Source organism: Gabonibacter massiliensis, assembly GCA_001487125.1.
GTDB classification, from domain to species: Bacteria; Bacteroidota; Bacteroidia; order Bacteroidales; family Marinifilaceae; genus Gabonibacter; species Gabonibacter massiliensis.
On sequence record LN913013.1, the window covers coordinates 1,854,064 to 1,877,291 of the forward strand.

A 23,228-nucleotide genomic window follows, 5' to 3' on the forward strand; every position below is an offset into this window, starting at 1 on the left:
ATCAATAATCGGTTCTTTTTTCCCCGGTAATTCGGTAGTAATGCCATTTACCAACAGGATGACCTTTTTTATAACGTCCCTCACACAATAAATGACCGGTTTTGTAATAAAATCTTACCACACCGTGACGCATTCCTTTACGGTAAGGCATCTCTAATTTCAATGTCCCATCGGGAAAATATTCTTTATAGAATTGAATCTCTCCTTTACGGTAAACGACCTTCCCTTGTAATTTGCCATCCTTATAAAAAAAACGAGCTTCTCCGTTTATTTTACCCTCCTCATACGGGAAGAGTCCTATCATTTTTCCAAGCGGATCGTAAATACTCCAACACCCGTCCGGATCTCCATCTTTCAAAGCTCCTTTCACCGTGAAAAGAGAAGTTTTGTATACATAAAAATCTTTCACTCCTATAGCGATACTATCCGGAATGCTCGGATAATAAAAACCGGACTCGATCCGGTCTATTTGTTTTTCCAATTCCCGGTTAAGTTCCCGTATCTTATACTCTTCCGGAGCATTTTTATTAAAATTTGCAATTACATTGGTTTTAAAATCCTCACCTTGTGCCGACAACGCCAGTCCGATAACTTCAAAACTCAAAAATGCATCTTTATTATTTTCTAACTCCTGCCGGGCATCCGATTTTAAATCATGATACAAAAAGTCGTACGCGTTGGAAGTATTGATATAACCATAAATATTACTTCCGTTACCTAAATCTTGCATTAAACCGATGTATTCTTCATCATGAGCTAATGTCTTGCCTAACAAGTAATCCCTGATCATCTCCGCTAAAGAAAGAGGCGAATTACTAAATACGACATAATCCCCTATAAAAGTATAATAGGGACGATCCAATCGGTTGAACTTAGAATTCAGAAACAGTTTAAAAAATCCCTTCAAACTAAAATAATGAATCTTATACCCGTTAAATTCCATAGCTTTCTCACGGACCGGAGTCTTACGATCTATTTGTTCCATCAAATAGTTCAACTGATCTCGCGCATAAATAATATCGTTCGCCTGAATAGCCAAAATAATATTGTCCTGCCGATTCTCTTCATCGAGAGCCGGTTTGATCAGGGCAATTTCATGCCCGACCCAGGAAGTAAACAGATCTAAAATATCAAGATTCAAAAATCTATTTATTTTCCCGACCGAACGCTCTATCGCTTTATAGTCTTCTTCCCGTTCCGACCTATAATTCTCAATCAAGATTTTTTGTAACTCTGAAAAAGAAGAAAAACACCAAGAAACATAGGCCGCCGTGTGTTCTCCTGCAATCCGGTCAATTCCGGAAGCCTTCCCTTTGGTCCGGTTCAACAAATTAAGTATCGAAAATACATCGCGATTCGATTTGGTAATACCGGAGAAACGAAGATTTCGATCATTCAACTGCAACACTAAACGAGTAAAATCAAGCAAAGGCTCTTCTTCCGTTATAGACGCCGTTTCCAAAAAAGCATTGATTGCATTCCCTATCCGTTTATGGTCAACGTCGATTACGGCATCTCCACCAGGTAGGTCTTTTTTTATTTTTACCAGACCTTCGCATGCGGATAGAGAACGCTCAACTAATTCCCGGGAACAGGAGGTAATTAAAAGATTCCCTTTTATGGCGAAATACAATTTAAACCCTTTGCCCGTCAGTTCATGAAATTTTTCTCCCTCGCCTTTTAATTTCGTTATTTTCAAATCACCGTTATTCAACAATACCGAAACCATGCCTTCAAAAGTCCTGATCACGTTCAACTTACCCAAATCGCATACATATAAGAAATCATAATTAAAAGAAGTAACTTCATAACAGGAAATAGAAACAGGTCTATCCGTCAACATTCGCTTCAACGTCGGATAGACTTTACACAAAGAATCGGCCCGTTCAAAATAGTCGTGATATGCTTCAAAATAAGGATAAGTTTTAAGCGATTGCCATATTCTATTCCGACTTAGACTCTCGTGTATATGATTGAAAGAAGGTATTTCCACCGTAAAAACTGCATTCTCCGGTAAAGCTTGTGTTATTTTATAACGCCCGGCATCTTTATAAAAAGCCAACCAGATCAAAACGATCAAGGTCACGAATGGAATCGTTATAAGAATAAGTTTGCTTCTCATGATAAAGTCATCAATTTAAAACACCGTACAAAATACAAGTATACAATATTATACAACCATTCACGCCATATCACGTATTATTTTTTACAAAAAGCAAGAAAACGAGAAAACAAAGAATAAATATATATTTTAATTTTACGCCCCGAAAAAAATAAATATGAAAAAAAGTTTCATCGCATTAGCTTTCGGAACATTAGGATTAGGTATTGCCGAGTTTGTGATCATGGGAATCTTACCGGACATTGCACGTGCTTTACACATCGACATCGCTACCGCCGGCCATCTGATCTCGGCCTATGCCTTAGGAGTCTGCTTCGGAGCTCCGGTACTGATTCTTGCCCGTAAATTTCCATTAAAGCACATCCTTTTGGGATTGGTTTCTGTAATAATGATCGGCAATATTTGTGCTTCCCTTGCCCCCAATTATTGGACCCTGGTGATTTCCCGTTTTATCTCGGGACTCCCGCATGGAGCCTATTTCGGAGTAGGTTCCATCGTTGCCGAAAAATTAGCTATCAAAGGGAAGGGTTCGGAAGCTGTTTCCATCATGGTTGCCGGCATGACAATCGCGAACCTCTTCGGAGTACCTTTAGGAACTTTCTTGAGTACGTTCCTTTCCTGGAGAGTCACATTCCTACTCGTCGGTCTATGGGGGATCGTCATTCTCTATTACATCTGGAAATGGATCCCTCCGGTAGAAAACCTACCCGATACCGGCTTTACAGGTCAATTCCGTTTTTTAAAATCCCCGGCTCCGTGGTTACTAATTTTTGCCACCTTATTGGGAAACGGAGGCATCTTTTGTTGGTATAGTTACATCAACCCGTTACTGACACAAATTTCCGGATTTCCAGTCGACAGTATTTCATTACTTATGATTTTAGCCGGAGCGGGAATGGTTGCCGGAAATTTGATCAGCGGTCGTTTATCAGATCGATACACTCCGGGACGGGTAGCCTTTTTCACCCAAGGTTGTGCATTCACGATTCTGTTGCTTATATTCTTTTTAGCGCGGGTATCCTGGATTTCGGCAACACTCATGTGCCTATGTACGGCTTGCCTTTTCGCCTTGTCCACGCCGCAACAAGTTTTACTCATTCGTTATTCCAAAGGAGGAGAAATGTTAGGAGCAGCAAGCGTTCAGATCGCCTTCAATTTAGGAAATGCTATCGGGGCTTATTGCGGGGGGCTACCCTTACAAGCCGGATTAAGCTATCAATACTCGGCTCTCGCGGGAACTCCATTCGCGCTGACCGGTTTTATGTTACTGTTCGTTTTCACCCGGAAATACGAAACGATAAAAGCATAGATAAGCCCGGATTTTTACCTGTTTTTTTCACCTATTTCTAATAAAAAGTAAATCTTATCATGTACATTTGTTCGATATAGAAAAACAACTATTATGGCATCTTATTGGCAAATTTTTTGGTCTTTTTTCAAAATCGGAACATTCACGTTAGGAGGTGGTTATGCCATGATTCCCCTCATACAGAAAGAGGTGGTTGATAAAAAAGGATGGCTTCAAGAGAAAGAGTTTATCGAAATGTTAGCGGTTGCCCAATCTGCCCCCGGTCCCATAGCCCTGAACACGGCCATATTCGTGGGTTATAAAGCCAGAAAAGGTAAAGGGGTGGTTTTTTCCAGCCTCGGCACCATCTTACCTTCTTTCATCATCATTCTGCTGATCGCCATTTTATTTACCGATTTTAAAGATAACCCGGTCGTCGAACGGGTGTTTAAAGGCATACGTCCCGCCGTAGTAGCCCTGATTGCAGCCCCGTTGTGGCAAATGGGCAAAGCAGCCGGGGTGACACCGAAGACGGTGATCATACCTATCTTAGCTGCCCTATTGATATGGCAAGTCGGAATATCTCCCATTTACATCATCATTTTAGCCATACTGGGAGGTGTCGGTTACGGTTTATTCAGAAGCGGGAAAAACAAAATAACGCCTAAGGATAAAAATAAATAAGCAAATTCGAAACAACGTTCATGGAAGAATTCGATTTATATCTCAGTCTTTTCATCACTTTTTTTAAAATCGGCCTTTTCGGTTTCGGGGGCGGATATGCCATGCTCTCTTTGATACAACATGATGTGGTCGAGGTTCACCAATGGATCAGTGTTTCCGATTTCACGGATATCGTGGCTATTTCTCAAACAACCCCGGGACCTATTGCTTTTAACACGGCAACCTACATCGGCTACACGGCCACCAACAGCATATGGGGCTCTATCATATGTACCATTGCCGTCAGTCTTCCCTCCCTGATAATCATGATTACCATCTCCAAATTCTTTTTTGCCTTCCGGGAAAATCGTTACGTGGATATGGCCATGAATGGCTTGAAAGTTACCGTCACCGGGTTAATCGGGGCTGCAGCACTGCTTTTAATCAATAAAAACAACTTCATCGATTACAAAAGCTGGCTTATCTTTATCGGGGCTTTTTTACTAACCTTCAAATTCAAAATGGATCCGATACTCATGATCGTTATCGCGGGAATCGTCGGCTATATCCTCTATTAATCGTTTTTATTCAACAACCTCTTTCTGATCTCCGAGGGTGTTCCTCCTAAATATTTAAGACAAAAATTATAAAAAGAGGTATGCCCCGAAAAATGATATTTATCTATAATGATCTGAATATCCTGAGTCAAATTAGCTAAATCGCTTTCAATTGCTTTCGCTTTTTTTATCTGTAACCACTTATAGGCGGAAGTATTGAACTCTTTTTTAAACCTCCGCTTAAAAGTAGACAAACTACACCCCGTTTTTTCGGCAAAATCTTTTAACGACGTAACGGATTGATAATGTTTAAACACAAGCAATTTAAAGGAATAATCATCACCCAATACCGGATAAAACAGTTTATATATCTCTTCTTTCGTGTAATATTGAGAAAAAATGGCCGCCATATTCAATTTATAGACATTCAAATAATAATGGCAAGGCATGACATTATGAATGGAATACAATAAGTAATTTAAATACAGCCGTAAAGGCTCATTCACTTTTAAAGAGCTATACTCCCACCGAAAATATTTCAACCCCGAAAGAATTTCCTGATGATCTTTCAGGCAGATCTGCTCTTCCATATTAGATCGGATACACAATAATTTACATGGATTATTCGACGTATTTATCTCCACTTCACAATTTTTGGGAACAAGAAACATCTCCTCCTTTCCACAAACAATCTGTCGTCCTTTAAAAGTTACAGAAATGTCTCCCTCCAATACAACCATCAGTTCATGACAGAACTTGCTTCCCTGGTAAACTTTTTGAGTATTTCTTTTTACCTCCTGTAAAACGAAGCCGTATTTATTTTTCGGATCATATTTTTCACACGTAGACTGCTCGCATATTCTCGTATTCATTTGCCCCTTTTCCTTGTATAGTACAAACAAATATAAGCATTCCGTTTTTTTATTGCCTACAAATTACATTTTATAAGTTCTTTTATAAACTAAACAGGCTCTTTAAGATCATCTCCCCGGAGGAAAAAAATATTCCAACCATAAAATATTTCAACAAATACGATCTCTGTTTTATAAAAAAACTAATTTTGTAAATCATTTAAACCGTCGACACCATGATTTCACTTATTATTCTTATCGTTATTTTCGGTTACAGCATCATTGCGTACAATAATTTGACACGTAAACGCAACAACACCGAAAATGCATTCGGTTCGATCGATGCCATGTTGAAAAAAAGATTCGATTTGATTCCGAATTTGGTTGCAACCGTACAACAATACGCCAAACACGAAGAAAATACCTTTAGCAGGATCACGGAATTACGTTCACGGAATTACGATTCACTGACCACGGAAGAAAAAAGCGAGTTCGACCGGACATTCAATACGGCCAAACGAAGTTTTTTTCTGGTCGCCGAAAATTATCCCCAATTACGGGCTTCGGAGAATTTTATGCAATTACAAAAAGCCCTAAATGAAACAGAAGAGCAATTAGCGGCAGCCAGAAGAACTTACAATGCCTGTGTCACTGATTACAATAATGCTGTCACGACCGTTCCTTCGAATATCATTGCCAACCTTTTCAATTTTTACAAGAAAGAAGTACTGAGTATTCCGGAAGAGGAAAAAGCGGTACCCGATGTAAAAGATCTGTTCCAATCCTAAAGCGGTTGTATGGATAATAATTTCGACAGATTGTACGGACAATTGACCCCGGCCCTTAAACAACTGGAAGATAAAAGACTGGAATTAAAAAAGAAAGGGACTCAGAACGGTCTGATAGCCGGAGGTATATGTTTTATGGTCGGAACAGGCATAACCATTGGGATCGAAGCCGGCTATACGGGAATCATAATTGCTACCCTCATCGGAATAATCGTCTTGTTCCTCTGTATCAATAGCCAATCTGCCGTACTATCCGGACATTATAAAAAGGATATCATTACCACGTTGTTAACGAGCCTATGCAAGGATTCCTCGTTCCAACCCGAGAAAGGCATCTCGAAAACCGCTTTTATGAGTAGCGGATTATTTTCCACCACGCCCGACCGCTATCATTCCGAAGACATGATAACCGGACAGCTCGAAAAAACAGCTTTCGTATGTTCGGAAGTCCACGCTGAAGAAAAGCACGTGACAGTAGATTCCAAAGGACACAGACATGAAAGTTGGGTGGATATTTTCCGGGGTTTTTTCTTTATTGCCGATTTCCACAAAGATTTCAAAGGACAAACCATCATTTATCGAAATGCTTGGATTAAGCTGAATTTCAACAACCGACGGGTTAAATTGGAAAATCCGGACTTCGAGAAAAGTTTCGACGTTTATTCTACCGATCAGGTAGAAGCCCGTTATCTATTGACTCCGGGAATGATGGAAAAACTTCTGATGCTCGACCGAAAATTCCCGGGAAAAATTACAGTCAGTTTCTATAACTCCAATATTATCATCGCTATTCCCGACCGAACCGATCATTTCGAAACCAGTATTTGGCGTTCTCAACTCCATAACAACAGTTTAAAACAGGAGTACGATACCCTCTCGGCCTTGACAGGTATTGTCAACGACCTGAATCTAAACCTACGGATTTGGAGCAAAGAATAACTTCTTCCTCCACCTCCCGAAAACAATATTAAACAAAAAATCCGCCTAACCTGAAGTTAGACGGATTATATATCATATTTCAACAATTTTAAAGCAGTGCATTGATTTTTGCAACCAAAGCCGTTTTAGGCACAGCACCGACCTGTTTGTCAACCACTTCTCCGTTTTTGAAGAAAAGAATCGTCGGGATATTACGGATTCCGAATTTTCCGGATGTCCCAGCACAATTGTCCACGTCTACTTTAGCAACAACAATCTTACCTTCGTATTCCTTAGACAATTCTTCTACAATCGGCAGCATCATTTTACATGGTCCACACCATTCCGCCCAGAAATCTACCAATACGGGAAGCTTTGAGTTCAAAACCACTTCCTCAAAACTTGAATCATTAACTGCAATAGCCATACTTTTTTATCTTTTAAGTTTACATTCTCTTATCTATATGAAAATCACTACAATTAAGAATAAAAATACCCTTATTTGCCGTGCAATATTAATCAATTTTCATCTTAATCACATCATTATTTTCAAAATATTCATATAATTCTCTCGAACGTTTTATTTTACAGCTTCTTGAAAACATCTTAACTCTATGCCCTTCCCGGTCGTAAAGGATAAAATTCAACGGGATGTCTCCCGCTTCGTTTACCAATTGATTATGAATCTCCGTTACGATTTCGTGTGTCAGATTCTCTATATCGACCTGCAACGTGATGGAACGAATCAGGTTTTCTCCGATAACGCTGAGCAGATCCATACTGATTACGTTAAAGGCCAGTTCATTGTTCCACTTTTTCGTTTGTACCTTTCCCTTAATATATATTGCCGTTTCCAAAATAAAATAGTTCCTGAATTTTATATAATCCTCACCAAAGAAAGGCAACTCGTAGGTTCCGCTAAAATCCTCTATCGTCAAAATACCAAAATCATTTCCTTTTTTGGTCTTTCCCTGCCTCATGGCGATGATAATCCCGGCAATAGTAACATCCCGGTTTTTAAAAGAGGCGAAATTACTATTCAACTCTTCCAAAGGAGTGCAAAGCGTTTTTATCTCCAATTTATAGGGATCCAAAGGATGAGAAGTGAGGTAAATACCGATTAATTCCTTCTCTTTTCGGGCCTTTTCCATATCCGTCCAAGGTTCACACAAAGGAATAGAGGGCTTTGTCACCTCGTATCCGTCCATCCCCCCAAATAAGGTCGCTTGCATTTTCAGCCCGTCGGCCTGTTTCTTCTGTCCGTAATTTACTAAATTCTCGAGCAAAGAAGTATGCCCGTCAACTTGGTAAAAAAACTGTCCCCTGTGCAAACCGAAACTATCCAATCCTCCGGCCGTAATTAAATTTTCCAACGTTTTTTTGTTTACGGTACGATAATCGATACGTTCAAAAAAGTCAAACACATCTTTATAAGGGCCATTTTCCGTACGCTCTTTAATGATCGAATCTACTGCCGCCAACCCTACTCCTTTTATTGCCGCCATTCCGAAACGAATGTCACCTTTATGATTTACCGTAAAGTCATTATCCGACTCGTTCACGTCAGGAGCCAGCACCTTCAATCCCATTCGTTTACACTCATCCATAAAAGTGGTCACCTTCTCTATTTGGGATAAGTTACAACTCAAGTTGGCCGCCATAAATTCAGCCGGGTAATGAGCCTTCAAAAAACCGGTTTGGTAAGCGATATAAGCATAACAAACAGAATGAGATTTATTAAAAGCATACGAGGCAAAGGCTTCCCAATCTCCCCATATTTTTTCTACCAAAGGTTTGACCTCTTTCCCCATCTCTTTACATCCCTTTACGAACTCCGGATTTTTATTACACCCCTCTATAAATTGCGTCTTCAGGGCATTCATCGTATCGATCTGTTTTTTACCCATAGCTTTTCGAAGCGTATCGGACATACCACGGGTGAAACTCCCCAAAGCCCGTGATTGTAACATCACCTGCTCCTGATAGACAGTGATCCCGTAAGTATCCTTTAAAAAGGGTTCCATCATAGGATGATCGTACACGATGGGTTCCTCCCCGTGCTTACGTTTGATGAAATCAGGAATATACTCCATAGGTCCCGGACGATAAAGAGCATTCATCGCCACCAAATCCTCGAAGCGGTTAGGCTGTAAGGCCCGCAGGTGTTTTTTCATCCCCGGCGACTCGAACTGGAACAGGCCCGTCGTCTCTCCCCGGGAAAAAAGAGCAAAAGTCTCCTGGTCCTCCAGAGAAATCGCATCCACATCCAAAACCTCGTGGCGGGATTTTTTAATATTATCCAAACAAGTTTTTATAATAGAGAGAGTCCGCAACCCCAAGAAGTCCATTTTAATCAATCCGATAGGTTCTACAAAATGACCGTCATACTGCGTCGTCATCAAGCTCTCCCCCTCGGTCGGCATAATCGGAATATGTTCCGTGAGCGGATCCCGGCTAATCAATATTCCACAGGCATGGACACCCGTCTGTCGCACGGAACCCTCCAAAATCTCCGCCAACCGAATCGTTTTGCCCACTACCGGATTGGGTGATTCTTTCTCTTTCTTTAAATCGGGATTCTCTTCATATGCCCTTTTCAGTGTCATTTTCGGAGCCTCCGGAACCATTTTAGCCAATCGATTGGCTTCCGATAATTCCAACTTCAACACCCGGGCCACATCCTTAATTGCCATTTTAGCGGCCATACTTCCGAAAGTAACGATATGAGCCACTTTATCTGCTCCATACTTTTGAGTTACCCATTCCAATACGCGTTGCCGTCCGTCGTCATCAAAATCCACATCGATATCGGGTAAAGAGATACGGTCGGGATTTAAAAAACGCTCGAACAGCAAATCATATTTTATCGGGTCTATATTTGTAATACCTAAGCAATAAGCTACCGCACTCCCCGCCGCCGAACCCCGTCCGGGACCGACAATCACCCCCATATCGCGGGCTGCCCGAATAAAATCCTGTACAATAAGGAAATAGCCCGGGAAACCCATCGTCTTCATGATATGAAGTTCAAAAATCAAACGCTCCATGATATCGGGAGGGATATGCTCTCCGTAACGCTTCACCGCCCCCTTCATCGCTAACTCCTTTAAATAATCGGCCTCCAATTTAATACGATAAAGCCGATCATAACCTCCTAATTTCTTCACCTTCTTTTGAGCATCCTCTTCACTCATCACCACCTCACCCTTTTCATTTTGAGTAAATTCATCGAAAAGATCTCTTTCCGTGTATTTTTTTCGATACTCTTCTTCCGTTCCCAACTCAGGAGGAATCGGGAATACAGGCATCAACGGATCGGAATCCAATTTATAATCCTCTACCTTATCCACAATCTCTTGCGTATTCGCAATGACTTCCGGAACGTCACTGAACAAGGCTTCCATTTCCGCCGTTGTCTTAAACCACTCCTGTTGAGTATACCGCATCCGCTTGGGATCATCCAAATCCTTATTCGTCTGCAAACAGATTAGGATATCGTGAGCTTCGGCATCCTCTTCATTCAAAAAATGCACATCATTGGTAGCAATAACCTTTATACCCAATTTTTTCCCGATTCTCAGTATCTCGGCATTACACCTCACTTGCCTGTCGTATACATCCGCTCTCAAAAGAGGATTGGTCGTCGGATGTTTCATCACTTCCAAATAATAATCCTCCCCTACCAAATCCTTATACCATAGGGCAGCAGCCTCCGCTCCTTCTATATCCCCGGCCATGATTTTCTGACAGATTTCCCCTCCCAAACAAGCAGAGGAAATAATCAATCCCTCTTTGTGCCTCTCCAAAAGGGCCTTATCGATACGAGGCCGATAATAAAATCCTTCCACCTGGGCTACAGAACACAATTTCACAAGATTTCTGTATCCCTGCAGATTCTTTGCCAAAAGAATCAAATGTTCCCCGGAACGATCCTGCGGATTTTTTTTATTATGCAATGACACCCGGGCGACATAAGCTTCAACACCCAAAATCGGTTTGATACCTTTCTTTCGACAAAGATCATAGAAAAGTTTGATACCAAACATACTTCCATGGTCTGTCAAGGAAATCGCCGGCATCCCGTCAGCGATGGCTTTATCAATCAAACCGGGAATACTCGCCGCTCCATCCAAAATAGAATACTGAGAATGTACATGAAAATGGGTAAAAGACATATATTATACGCTAAGAATTAAAACAAACACCTAACTGTCAATAGAATAGAAAAAACGATTCCATTGATTTATACCTAAACAAAGGTAAGGAATAATCTCTTGAGAACGATCATCAACAACTGAAAAACAGTTCTAAAATTTTCCACATTCTTTATCCGGATCTATCCCTTTTTTCTCTTCCCCAAAGCTCCGGGTTCAGGTAAAGACATTCTGGAAAAACTCACGATAGCGGCAAGCGCTGCAAAAGCACCCCCCAAATAAAGTGCGGCATGCGTCCCGTTATACGGAAACAAGGCAAACATCAAAGCGACCAAAGAGGCTCCGGAGGTCTGTCCCAAAAGACGCGAAGTCCCTAACATTCCGCTCGCTCCTCCGCTACGTTGCCGGGGGGCAGATAAAATCAAAATACTGTTATTCGGCGTTTGAAACAAGCCGAATCCGGCACCACACAACGCCATTCGCCAAACAATACTCGCGTTTGTCGGCATTTCGGGTAAAGTAGCCAACAGAAATAAACCGCCAGCAAACAAGGTCAGCCCTATTCCACCCAACAAACCCGCGTGAACGCGTTCGATCAACCGACCGGCAAGAGGAGCCGCCAACATGGTAGCCAAAGGCCAGGGAGTTAACAACAAACCCGTCACTACCTCATCCCTCCCCAACGCGTTTTGTAAGAAAAAAGGCAAAGAAACCATAGCCAACATCTGAGCGGTAAAAGAACATATCGATGTGCCGACGGAGAGAGCGAAAATAGGAATTCGCAACAAATCCACGGGCAACAGCGGATAAGTCTGATTCAACTGACGACGAATAAAAAAGAAACCGACAACGAACATGACCGCTAAGCCCGAAACGATATATATGGAATCGATACCGTGGGCATAGCCTTCAATTGCCGATATCAACAATCCGAACGTCAAAGCGTTCATCCACCCGCTCATCCAGTCAAAACGCCGTCCCTCTACCCGCACCGTATTGGAAGGCAGAAATTTAAAACTCAACATCAAGGCCGCAATCCCTATCGGAACATTGATCGCGAACAACCAAGGCCAGGAAGCAACGGAAAGGATCCCGGCGGCGATAGTAGGTCCGGCGGCAGCAGATACCGCAACTACCAAAGCGTTTATTCCCATTCCCCGGCCTATGATACGCTGAGGATAAATAATACGAATGAGCGAAGTATTCACACTCGTAATCGCGGCAGCCCCGAATCCCTGAAGAACACGGGCAATCGTTAACGTCCACAAAGAATTGGAAAGCGCGCAGGCCAACGAGGTAAAACTAAATAAGAACAATCCGCTTATATAAACTTTACGGTAGCCCCAAATATCCCCCAAAGAGGATAGGGAGAGCAACGAGACAACGATAGCCAACTGATAAGCATTCACGATCCATATCGACATGGAGGGTGTCGCCTGCAGATCCTGCGCGATAGTAGGAAGAGCGACATTCGCTATCGTCCCGTCCAGAACGGAGACGGTTATACCCAATGCAATGGACAAAATGGCCCAATAACGTCTCGGCAATGGAAGCCCGTCCATCTTGACTTCTTCAGTTCCCATAAAAATCTTTTCCTTTTATCCTTACCTATCGAAACATTTGGAAAAAAGTTTCAACCTATCTCAGTTCTTTCCCGATTTATCCGGGAAAACAGGAATAGGCGGAACCGATCTCTTCGCCGTTTTTAATTGCTCTAAAATAATTTCTATCGCCTTCTCCAACTGTTGATCCCGCCCCGTATATTCTAAATAAGGATCGTTTTCCAAATCTATATGAGGAGTAACACCGGTTCCTTCGATGATAAAGCCGCTTCCGTCAACAGCAAAAGGAGCGTAAGAAGGAGTTACGATCGCCCCTCCGTCCACGACAGGAATGGTTCCGCTATAACCGACCACTCCGCCCCAGGTACGTCTTCCGATAACCGTACCCAATTTATTGTATTTAAAACGATAAGGAAACAAATCTCCGTCAGAGGCCGAGTACTCGTTCACCAACAACACCTTGGGACCAATAAACGTACCGACCGGATTTACCGATCCCTCCTTTTGATTCGTATGCATCGTAAAATAAGTCGGCGTACGCATCAAACGTTCAATAATCATGGGTGAAACATTGCCTCCCCCGTTTCCCCGGTCATCGATAATCAAAGCCTTTTTTTGCAATTGGGGATAATAGTGTTTCACAAATTCATTCAATCCTTCCGTTCCCATATCCGGTATATGGATATAACCCACCTCTCCGTTCGTCGCCTCCTCCACTTTCTTTATATTGTTTTGTACCCAATGATAATAATACAGTTTCGATTCATCTGCCAACGGAATTACTAAAACCCGGCGAGATCCGGTAACGGAAGGTTTTGAATTGACCTCCAATTCAACCGTCTTTCCGGCCATATCTACTAATTCTGTAAATAAATTATCGGTTTCTTGCAAAGATTTTCCATTGATAGCGATCAAATAATCTCCTTCCCGGACATCCACTCCCGGCATGGTCAAAGGCGAGCGGGTCGAAGTTTTCCAATTAGCCCCCTCGATGATTCTTTCTACCTGAAAATAACCGGATTTATCCCTTTTGAAAGTTGCTCCCAATAAGCCCATCTTAATTCGTTCCGGTTCAGGATGTTTACCGTTTATAGAATAGGCATGCCCCACGTTCAGCTCCCCGATCATCTCTCCTATCAGATAAGTCAGATCCGTCCGATGGTTAACATAAGGCACGAGCACTTTATACTTCTCGTATACTTTATTCCAATCCACCCCATGCATATTTTCAGCATAAAAGAAATCCCTCATCTGACGCCAGGTCTCGTTATAAATTTGCATCCATTCTTCATGGTAATTAATCCGTTTCTTCACGCCATTTGTCGAAATTCCACTCCCCACGGAAAGAGAGGTCGTCGGCAAATCAATAATTTGAAAAACCTGCCCGACAACTCCTAACGCCTTATCATACCCCGGACTGAAAACAATTTGCCCGCCAAGGGAAGATTCGCTTTTACCCGCCAGGTCATACACCATTGTATGACCTCCCCGATCGTAATAAACATAGTTACCTATCATATGCAAATTACCGTAATTATCGGCCGGCAAAATCGGTAATTCGATCAAACGACGGTTTACACCCGTAAAATCATAGCCACCTTCTATTCCTTCGCCATCCGGCGTTTTCACCTTCGGCATTCCGTCGTTTTCAGGAGAAAAAGGAATCCAAGCTCCTTTCACCAAAGGCAAAATATAAACTTTATTCATCTCCCGATAGACATGGTTCCATTCTGTTCTGCCGTAAGAGGGGGAGAAAGAGCGGGCAGAAACGAACAAAAGATATTTTCCATCGCAACTGAAATTCGGAGAAGCCACCCCGTACCAATCGTCAGTTATCTGATGTTTCCGCTTATCGGACAACTCGTATATTATAATATGATCGACCGCTTTTCCCGGACGTACATAAGTAATGTATCTGCTGTCAGGAGACCAATTGAAATCCGTCATCGGGCGCACGGGAGAAGTTTCGATAATTTCCCTCTTTCCGGTAGAAACATCCGAAATATTTAAGGTATTCCCCTTATCGCTCCATAAAATAGACCGGGAATCAGGTGACCATTTGTAATTAAAGATGTATCCTTTAAAACCCTTTATCAACCTTTTTTCCCTGCCGGTCGCAACCTCCCGGATATAAATCGAAAACTCACCCTCCTTATCGGATATATAGCTTATGTAATTGCCGTCAGGAGACCAAGCCCCCATCCGATCATTGGCATGGGAAGAGTTGGTCAAATTATAAGTAATGCCCTCTTTCACCGGAAGTGAAAAAATATCTCCTCTTGCCGAAACCAAAACCCGCCGTCCGTCAGGAGAAGGAGCCCGGAAGTCGATCTGATCGCTTACCCGTCTCCATTCCGGACGCGAATAAACCTGATCATTATCGATATCAATTTTAATCCGTTCGTTTTTACCGTTCTTCAAATCGTAACGATAAATATATCCTCCATGCTCGTAAACAATCGACTTATCGCCTATGGCCGGAAATTTTATATCGTAATCTTTATAAAAAGTCAATTGGCGAGTCTCTTTTGTCTTTATATGATAAACGTAAAGATTCATGATGTCGTCCCGGTCCGAAATATAATAGATATCCTCTCCGTCGGGAGACCACATGGGAATAATATCCTGCCTCACATCATGCGTTATTCTTTCGGATTTTTTGGTGGAGAAATCGAAAACCCGGATATCGTCGGCCATCCCGCCTTCGTATCTTTTCCATGTCCGAAATTCCCGGAAAATATAGTTATAAGCTAATCTTTTCCCATCGGGAGAAAAAGACGCAAACCCTCCATTCGCCAACGGAATCTCCGTTGGCATTCCTCCCGATACGGGAACCGTGAACAATTGTCCGGTAAAATCATTAAAGGTATATTGCCTGGAACGATATAAAATAGATTTACTATCCGGAGTCCATCCGATCACGACGTTATTAGGCCCCATCCGATCCCCCAAATCATCCCGCTTCAAGGTGGCGGAATAAGTCAGCCGTTTCGGTTCTCCCCCCTCGACAGGAATAACGAACACTTCCGTATTTCCGTCGTATTGTCCCGTGAAAGCGATATATTTACCATCCGGAGAAATTCGAGGAAACATCTCATACCCCACGTGAGAAGTCAGGCGACGGGCAACTCCTCCCGATACAGGTACCGTATAAAGATCGCCGGCATACGAAAAAACGACCTTCTCCCCAACACTATGAGGAAAACGTAATAAACGAGCCTCTTCTGCCTTCAAGCACAGACAGCCTAAAAAAAATCCCAATAATAAAACTATATTCTTTTTCATCATTCCCAATCAATAAGCCGTATAAATTCTTTTTATTCTTGCAGGAATAACCCTCATTTCTCCAATACCTGTTTTACCACTTTCGGGAAATACTCGTATTCCAAATCATGTATCTTGGCAGCTAACGAATCCGGCGTATCCTCGGGCGTAACCTCACATCTTGCCTGAAAAATTGCAGCCCCTTCATCGTAATGACGATTTACATAATGGACGGTGATTCCGCTCTCCTTTTCCCCGGCAGCGATTACAGCCTCATGGACATGCATTCCGTACATGCCCTTTCCCCCGTAACGAGGCAAAAGAGCCGGATGTATATTGATGATCCGGTACTCATAGGCATCGATGATAGGCTCGGGTACCTTCCACAAGAAACCGGCCAGCACGATCAAGTCCACTCCCAACTCACTCATTTGTGACAAGATACGATCAGACCGATAAAAGTCTTCTTTATTGAAAACAAAGGCGGGTATATTCAAACGTCTTGCTCTCTCCAAAACAAAAGCATCCGGCTTATTACAAAACACGCCGATCACGCTATTTTGCGGATCATTTTTAAAAAATTTAATGATATTTTCAGCGTTAGACCCTGAACCAGAGGCAAATATTGCTATTTTCTTCATGATGTAATTAATTAAAAATCAAAGTCATAAAGATAATAAAACTTTATTCAAGCAAAAAAATTTTCTATGAAAAATAAATTCTCTAACTTTGCCCCCGAACTTTGAGAGTTATGTACACCCCAAGGGTGATTAAGTGTGAAATTAAAAAATGTCTAATTAAAATTTAAAGTTATGTCTGACATTACAAACAGAGTGAAAGCTATTATCGTTGATAAATTAGGAGTTGATGAATCAGAAGTTACACCAAGTGCAACATTTACAAATGATCTTGGAGCTGACTCTTTGGATACGGTAGAATTGATTATGGAATTGGAAAAAGAATTCAATATCACTATTCCGGACGATCAAGCAGAGAAAATTGCTACCGTAGGCGATGCTATTGCTTATGTTGAAGCTAACGCTCAGTAATTTAATATTGATTTTATGAACCTCAAACGAGTAGTAATTACAGGTCTTGGAACGATCAATCCTCTCGGTCACACGGTGTCCGAGTTTTGGGACAACTTGAAAAAAGGCGTTAGCGGCGCCGGTCCTATTACTCGTTTTGATGCATCTAAATTTCGCACGCAATTCGCGTGTGAAATAAAAAATTACGAGCCGACGGAACATTTCGACAAGAAAGAAGTCCGTAAAATGGATCTTTACACGCAATTCGGTCTCATTGCAGCCCGGGAAGCCATTAAGGATTCAGGACTCGATTTATCCGCAGAGGATAAGAGAAGAGTAGGTGTAATCTGGGGCGCAGGTATCGGAGGATTGGAAACATTCTATGAAGAGTGTAAAACATTTGCCATCGGAGATGGTACTCCCAGATTCAACCCTTTCTTTATCCCCAAGATGATTGCCAATATGGCAGGAGGAATGATCGCTATCGAACACGGCCTAAAGGGGCCTAACTATACGACGGTTTCTGCTTGTGCATCATCGGCTCATTCTTTAGTAGATGCATTAAACCTCATTCGATTAGGAAAAGCAAACGTGATTATTGCCGGCGGATCTGAAGCCGCGATAACCGTTCCCGGTGTTGGAGGTTTCAACGCCATGAAAGCCATATCCACCCGCAATGACGATCCGAAAAGCGCTTCTCGTCCGTTTGACGCAAACCGTGACGGATTCGTGTTGGGAGAAGGCGGAGCCGCACTAATCGTTGAAGAATACGAGCACGCCATGAAGAGAGGAGCTAAAATCTATGCAGAACTTGCAGGAGCAGGAATGAATTGTGATGCTTATCACATGACGGCTCCCGACCCGGAAGGAGAAGGTGCCGGAGACGTAATGAAATCTGCCCTCGAAGATGCAGGCCTGACTCCTAAAGATGTCGATTACATCAATGTACACGGGACATCTACGGGATTAGGAGATATAGCAGAACCTAAGGCTATTCTTAAAGCATTTGGAGAACACGCTTATCAGCTGAACATCAGTTCTACCAAATCAATGACCGGACATTTATTAGGCGCCGCCGGTGCCATCGAAGCAATCGCTTGTGTCTTGGCCGTGAAAAACGACATTGTTCCCCCGACTATTAATTTCCAGAGCCTGGATCCGGAACTGGATCCGAAATTAAATTTTACATTTAATAAGGCTCAAGAAAGAAAAATAAATGTTGCCATTAGTAACACCTTCGGGTTCGGTGGTCACAATGCCTGTGTTGTATTTAAAAAATAATCACTAACTAAAACGTTGGAAAGTGATTAGGCAAATAATTCAATCCATAAAACTATATCTGCATCGCAAAGATAAGTTTTATGGATTGTCTATTTACGAATGGGGATTTATCCCTCAAAATAAAGGGTTATATAACCTTGCTTTACTGCACAAGTCTGCTTCCAGGTATACGAAAAGCGGAACGATCCTTAATTATGAACGCCTCGAGTTCCTGGGCGATGCCGTATTGGGTGCCATCGTGGCTGAAATTCTTTACAAATTTTTTCCGAACAAAGACGAAGGATTTTTAACCCGCCTACGTTCCAAGATCGTAAGCCGGGAATCCTTGAACGAAATAGCCATAAAGATGGGATTAAGTAAAGAGGTCATCGCCAAATCGGACATTTCAAAAAACAAACACATATACGGTGATGTGTTCGAAGCTTTTACCGGTGCCATCTATCTTGATCAGGGATACGCCAAGACAAAGGATTTTATCGAACAATACATCTTTCCTCACTACGTAAACTTAGAAGACCTGGTATACATCGATAAAAATTTCAAAAGTCGACTTATCGAGTGGGGACAAAAAAATAAAATAGAATTAAGCATACACACGGAAGAGCTCTTTAAAAATCGTCGCTCCAAATTCGTTTGTACGATCTCAGTCGGAGAAGAAGTCATCGGTAAAGGCGTGGGGTCTTCCAAAAAAGAAGCTGAACAACATTCCGCGGAAAAAGCCATTCAAAAACTTCAAAATGAAGGGCAAGGCAATATTATCATATAGCCCGAGCTTATCCGACCAAAAGCCATTCTCGCAATTTAGCAATTTTTTGATGGAATAACCTCATCCAGATTGTCGAATCCGCCCTGTTTGCCCTTCGAGATGAACATAAAAGAGACTACCCTCAACGCGGATAGTCTCTCCATAAATATCTTTTCTTCTTTTTACTCCCTCACGCGTTCCACGTAAGAACCGTCTTGCGTACTTATACGTATTTTTTCCCCGGTATTAACAAAAAGAGGTACCATCACTTTGGCTCCGGTCTCCACCTCAGCTGCCTTCAAAGCCGTTGAAGAAGCCGTATCTCCCTTCAAACCCGGTTCCGTATAAGTCACTTCCAATACGACGTTCGGCAATAACTCAACATACAATGGTGTTTCCGTATCGGCGTGCACAACCATCTCAACGGCATCTCCTTCTTTTAAAAATTGAGGGGCATTGATCAACTCTTTTGCAATATTCAATTGCTCGTAAGTCTCCGTATGCATCATAACATAATCCTCTCCCTCTTTATATAAAAACTGATAAGGACGTCTCTCGATACGAGCTACATCTATCTTTATTCCAGAGGTAAAAGTATTTTCCAAAATACGCCCTGTTTTTACATTTCTTAATTTCGTTCTCACGAAAGCGGGACCTTTACCCGGTTTCACATGTTGGAATTGTACAATGGTATATAAATCGTCCTTAAAAACGATGCATAATCCATTCCTAAAATCAGCTGTCGTTGCCATTTATCTAATAAGTTTTAGTTTTAATAATTGAAATTAGGGTGCAAATATAAGAAAATCAGCCCAACTGACCAAAAGTCGAATCATTTTTCCACAGCCATGACCATTTTAGCATCATGACAAGTTTGCTCTCTATAAAAAATCCGAGAAATGGAAAAAACATTCAAAGCACTTTTTTCTTGGGAACGGTAGCGATAAAATCTTTTAAGTAAAACGGTTCGAAATAAGCCAGATCTTCAAAAGTTTTCTCTTCCCACTTTTGTTCAGCCAAAGTTATCATATTGACAGCAGAGGTAACCACCCGGTCCACAAATTGCGCATGGGGATGAACTATGACCTCTTTTACTTTTCCACTACCGTTTCCAAAGAAATAGATTTTATGATCAACCAACCAATCGCTAAATGAAGACGGGTCTATGATTTCCGCCCGTACCTCACGTATCATCTCCCCGTTCCGATTAAAAATAGCCGAATAAACCTCCATGCGACGAGCGTCTATCATCGGACAAAAAAGAGCCTCTTCGTCAACATTCCGGGCAACGGAAATAGCTAAAGCTTTCAACGTGCTTATAGCTATTAAAGGTTTCCCCGTTCCGAAACATATCCCTTTGGCCAACGAAACGCCAATACGTAACCCGGTATAGGAACCGGGCCCCATGCTAACGGCAACAGCATCCAACTCTTTGGCCCGTATTCCATTCTCTTTCAACAGTTCGTCTACATAAACACCCAATAAAACAGAGTGATTCAATCCCTCGTCATTCTCTTTCAAAGCCAATAACTTTCCATCCCGAGCTATAGCCACCGAACAAATCTCTGTTGACGTATCTATATTTAAAATCAATGCCATAAATTAAAATTTTATATCCTTTATTGACGAATAATCTGTATCTCTCCCCCCAAGCCTAATTTAACAATACTGGAAGGGGCCGGATTAGTCGTTTCCTCCTGTCGAAAATCGACCACGTAATCGACGGATTTTTTTACCTCATCGCTGATATCGGCAAAACACTTGGGCGAAGGATCTCCACTAATATTGGCAGATGTAGAAACAATCGGCTTGCGAAAGCGAGCAACCAACATTCGCGAAAAAATCTCTTTCGTGATACGGATTCCTATCGTGCCGTCCGCACTAACCAGTCCTTTGGCCAAATTCTTAGCACGCGGATAAATGACCGTCATCGGACGATCGGCAGCTTCCAACAAATCATAAGTAATATCCGGCACATCCACATAGGATGCCAACTTACCCAAATCATCCAAAAGAACCAACATCGCCTTACTGTCTTCCCGCTTTTTCAACTCATATACCCGTTTTACCGCCTCATCATTAGTCGCATCACATCCGATTCCCCAAATCGTATCCGTGGGGTAAAGGATTATCCCTCCGTTTTTCAATACCTCACAAGCCTTCTTTACTTCTTCTCTGCATTTTTCTACATTCATATCAGTATCATTGAAATTGATGATACAAAATTGTCAATTATTTTCCAGATTCAATTTTATTCATATAAATAATTTTTCCCTTGTGCTATTACGCATCCTATTTCCTTCGAATCCATATCCAACGGTTCTATTCGGATCATTTCGTATCAATTACGGCCTAATACAACACTACCTCCTGAAAAACGTTTTACAAGACATTATTTTACTATATTTGAACACGTAAATATGTACATTATAGTACCAAAAGGGATCATGATCAGTGAATTGTTTTCTTCCATTTTCTGGATGTATTTTTCGTACGTCCTCTCGTTTATCATACCTCTATTTTGTGGTTTAACGTTGTTGTTAATTACAAAGGACAAAAACTACACAGGAAAATTTAAATAACGCAAAAATTTCGATAAGTACGAACGGAACAAAATTCGACTTCGAACCGGGCAATGAAGCTTTTTGACCCGTGGGTTCCCTCGATTTTTACGCCTATTATCCTCAGGTTACCGGAGCCGGTCTGAGCGAATCCGGCGAAACATTCGTCACCGATTACCTGGTATGGCCCGGTTCTGCCCCGGAATTTACCCTGACCCTAAATAATACAGATAAAACCGTAACGCCGAAAGACGGAGAAAACGAGCTGACGCTTATAGCTAATCAGAAACATACATTGACGTTTACGATAACAGCTACCGGAATTCAAGTTACAGCCAGTGTACGGATTGGTCTACAGGAAGCAATGGAACAGGAAGCATTTAATCGAGTCTTCGCTTTTTTGAAAAAGACCGGACGATGATAATGGTCCGGTCTTTTCCAGTAAAATATTCTCTATACCAAATGCTTTATCAGCTCCTTCCGGTCTCCGTACAGTAGATCAATAACCGGAATCTCTATCAAAGTATAACATCCCGGCCGCTGCAGCACGGAAGCCCTGGCCGTAGCCACCAAAATCTGACCCGTCAGGGCAGGATTATTGATCTTCATACCGAATTCAAACAATTGATTCTGTGTTTTTCCGGAAACTCCTTTCCGGATCAGGTTGACTCCGTGTCCCATATCTTTCAAAGCATCTACACTGTCCACCTGCATTACATGGGTTTCATCATGTTCGAAATAAGGATCCGTCTTAATAGCTTCCGCCACCCGTTTGAAATCATACCCCTCCTTTAATTCGATATAAACCATCCGGCGGTGAATGCCCGTACCAACAGGAATCGTCATAGATAATGCCGCTTTTACCCCTTCGATAGCTTTTACGGCTACCGTATGTCCCATACTCATGCCGGGGCCGAAATTCGTATAAGTAATTCCTTTCGGGGCACAAGCTTCCAACAGGGCCCGAACCATAGAATCACTCCCCGGATCCCAACCGGCAGAAATAATAGAAACACTATTGTATTTTTTAGCTATCTCTCCCAAACGCTCATGTAATCCGGAAATCTCCGTATGAATATCGAAACTGTCGACGGTATTTATCCCCATCTTCAAAATCTTAGAAGCATAAGTCTCCACACTTCGGGTCGGCGTACACAGGATAGCAACATCCACCTCTTTCAGACAGGCGATATCCGAAACAACCGGAAAACTTTTCAACTCATCAGGTATATCCGCGGCATCTCGGCGTACGATTCCCGCCACTTCAAAATCAGGTGCGACCTGAAGCGCATCAAGCACATAGCGTCCGATATTTCCATAGCCGACAATGGCAGCTCTTATCTTTTTCATCTGTTTCTTACTTTAAATTTAACGCTGCAAATTACAAAATAATCCTCTCCCGTAAAAAGGTATCTCTATTTTTCATCTCCCCAAATATCAAATTAT

At 42.0% G+C, this 23,228-nt stretch carries 20 protein-coding genes; 9 read left to right on the forward strand and 11 right to left on the reverse strand.

Features of this window, described 5'->3' with window-relative positions; all coding sequences use genetic code 11:
• Position 1: 1 nt before the first annotated feature.
• Positions 2-2,122: a DUF3352 domain-containing protein gene (locus tag BN3283_RS12165; RefSeq protein ID WP_059026777.1), complete on the reverse strand. Its 2,121-nt coding sequence runs from the start codon at positions 2,120-2,122 to the stop codon at positions 2-4.
• Positions 2,123-2,279: 157 nt separating this feature from the next.
• Here BN3283_RS12165 and araJ point away from each other — a divergent pair, with 157 nt between their 5' ends.
• From araJ to BN3283_RS12180, 3 genes are all read left to right on the forward strand, one after another.
• Positions 2,280-3,431 (forward strand): MFS transporter AraJ, encoded by a 1,152-nt coding sequence (gene araJ / locus BN3283_RS12170; protein WP_041503135.1) that lies wholly within the window; start codon positions 2,280-2,282, stop codon positions 3,429-3,431.
• Positions 3,432-3,524: 93 nt separating this feature from the next.
• A complete protein-coding gene (locus BN3283_RS12175) occupies positions 3,525-4,094 on the forward strand; it encodes a chromate transporter (RefSeq protein WP_041503136.1) in 570 nt (189 codons plus the stop codon).
• A 20-nt stretch (positions 4,095-4,114) separates the two neighbouring features.
• Complete coding sequence (locus tag BN3283_RS12180; RefSeq protein WP_041503137.1) at positions 4,115-4,651, forward strand: chromate transporter; 537 nt, start codon at positions 4,115-4,117, stop codon at positions 4,649-4,651.
• Here BN3283_RS12180 and BN3283_RS12185 read toward each other — a convergent pair.
• Positions 4,648-5,502 (reverse strand): helix-turn-helix domain-containing protein, encoded by an 855-nt coding sequence (locus tag BN3283_RS12185; protein WP_059026778.1) that lies wholly within the window; start codon positions 5,500-5,502, stop codon positions 4,648-4,650. The genes BN3283_RS12180 and BN3283_RS12185 overlap by 4 nt on opposite strands.
• 215 nt (positions 5,503-5,717) lie before the next feature.
• On the opposite strand from BN3283_RS12185, the gene BN3283_RS12190 reads away from it, so the two are divergent.
• The gene (locus BN3283_RS12190; RefSeq protein WP_059026779.1) at positions 5,718-6,269 is read left to right on the forward strand and encodes a LemA family protein; all 552 of its coding nucleotides are present in this window, start codon (positions 5,718-5,720) and stop codon (positions 6,267-6,269) included.
• Between the two features lie 9 nt (positions 6,270-6,278).
• Positions 6,279-7,208 (forward strand): DUF3137 domain-containing protein, encoded by a 930-nt coding sequence (locus BN3283_RS12195; RefSeq protein WP_059026780.1) that lies wholly within the window; start codon positions 6,279-6,281, stop codon positions 7,206-7,208.
• Positions 7,209-7,296: 88 nt separating this feature from the next.
• Here the strand turns inward: BN3283_RS12195 and trxA are convergent, their stop codons facing one another.
• The 5 genes from trxA to purN form a co-directional block, all read right to left on the reverse strand.
• Positions 7,297-7,614 carry a thioredoxin gene (gene trxA / locus BN3283_RS12200; protein ID WP_041503141.1) on the reverse strand — a complete coding sequence of 106 codons (318 nt, stop codon included), beginning with the start codon at positions 7,612-7,614 and terminating at the stop codon, positions 7,297-7,299.
• A gap of 88 nt (positions 7,615-7,702) precedes the next feature.
• Positions 7,703-11,362 carry a DNA polymerase III subunit alpha gene (gene dnaE, locus BN3283_RS12205; RefSeq protein ID WP_041505294.1) on the reverse strand — a complete coding sequence of 1,220 codons (3,660 nt, stop codon included), beginning with the start codon at positions 11,360-11,362 and terminating at the stop codon, positions 7,703-7,705.
• Positions 11,363-11,523: 161 nt separating this feature from the next.
• Positions 11,524-12,924 (reverse strand): MFS transporter, encoded by a 1,401-nt coding sequence (locus tag BN3283_RS12210; RefSeq protein ID WP_059026781.1) that lies wholly within the window; start codon positions 12,922-12,924, stop codon positions 11,524-11,526.
• A 60-nt stretch (positions 12,925-12,984) separates the two neighbouring features.
• Complete coding sequence (locus BN3283_RS12215; protein WP_059027259.1) at positions 12,985-16,188, reverse strand: S41 family peptidase; 3,204 nt, start codon at positions 16,186-16,188, stop codon at positions 12,985-12,987.
• A 53-nt stretch (positions 16,189-16,241) separates the two neighbouring features.
• Positions 16,242-16,808: a phosphoribosylglycinamide formyltransferase gene (purN, locus tag BN3283_RS12220; protein WP_059026782.1), complete on the reverse strand. Its 567-nt coding sequence runs from the start codon at positions 16,806-16,808 to the stop codon at positions 16,242-16,244.
• Between the two features lie 171 nt (positions 16,809-16,979).
• Here purN and BN3283_RS12225 point away from each other — a divergent pair, with 171 nt between their 5' ends.
• Genes BN3283_RS12225 through rnc form a run of 3 tightly spaced genes read left to right on the forward strand, consistent with a single transcriptional unit; the run spans position 16,980 to position 19,242 of the window.
• Positions 16,980-17,216 (forward strand): acyl carrier protein, encoded by a 237-nt coding sequence (locus BN3283_RS12225; RefSeq protein ID WP_041503145.1) that lies wholly within the window; start codon positions 16,980-16,982, stop codon positions 17,214-17,216.
• A gap of 15 nt (positions 17,217-17,231) precedes the next feature.
• On the forward strand, positions 17,232-18,476 hold the full coding sequence (fabF, locus tag BN3283_RS12230; RefSeq protein WP_041503146.1) for a beta-ketoacyl-ACP synthase II: 1,245 nt from the start codon (positions 17,232-17,234) through the stop codon (positions 18,474-18,476).
• Positions 18,477-18,498: 22 nt separating this feature from the next.
• Complete coding sequence (gene rnc, locus BN3283_RS12235; RefSeq protein ID WP_041503147.1) at positions 18,499-19,242, forward strand: ribonuclease III; 744 nt, start codon at positions 18,499-18,501, stop codon at positions 19,240-19,242.
• Between the two features lie 161 nt (positions 19,243-19,403).
• Here rnc and efp read toward each other — a convergent pair whose 3' ends face one another.
• The 3 genes from efp to BN3283_RS12250 form a co-directional block, all read right to left on the reverse strand.
• Positions 19,404-19,973, reverse strand: coding sequence for an elongation factor P (efp, locus tag BN3283_RS12240; protein ID WP_041503148.1), 570 nt, complete (start codon positions 19,971-19,973; stop codon positions 19,404-19,406).
• A 160-nt stretch (positions 19,974-20,133) separates the two neighbouring features.
• Complete coding sequence (gene tsaB, locus BN3283_RS12245; protein ID WP_059026783.1) at positions 20,134-20,820, reverse strand: tRNA (adenosine(37)-N6)-threonylcarbamoyltransferase complex dimerization subunit type 1 TsaB; 687 nt, start codon at positions 20,818-20,820, stop codon at positions 20,134-20,136.
• A 20-nt stretch (positions 20,821-20,840) separates the two neighbouring features.
• On the reverse strand, positions 20,841-21,416 hold the full coding sequence (locus BN3283_RS12250) for an L-threonylcarbamoyladenylate synthase (protein ID WP_041503150.1): 576 nt from the start codon (positions 21,414-21,416) through the stop codon (positions 20,841-20,843).
• A gap of 457 nt (positions 21,417-21,873) precedes the next feature.
• Between BN3283_RS12250 and BN3283_RS12255 the strand changes: the two genes are divergently transcribed.
• The gene (locus BN3283_RS12255) at positions 21,874-22,203 is read left to right on the forward strand and encodes a hypothetical protein (protein WP_059026784.1); all 330 of its coding nucleotides are present in this window, start codon (positions 21,874-21,876) and stop codon (positions 22,201-22,203) included.
• A gap of 32 nt (positions 22,204-22,235) precedes the next feature.
• Here the strand turns inward: BN3283_RS12255 and BN3283_RS12260 are convergent, their stop codons facing one another.
• A complete protein-coding gene (locus tag BN3283_RS12260; RefSeq protein ID WP_041503152.1) occupies positions 22,236-23,132 on the reverse strand; it encodes a diaminopimelate dehydrogenase in 897 nt (298 codons plus the stop codon).
• Between the last annotated feature and the right edge of the window lie 96 nt (positions 23,133-23,228).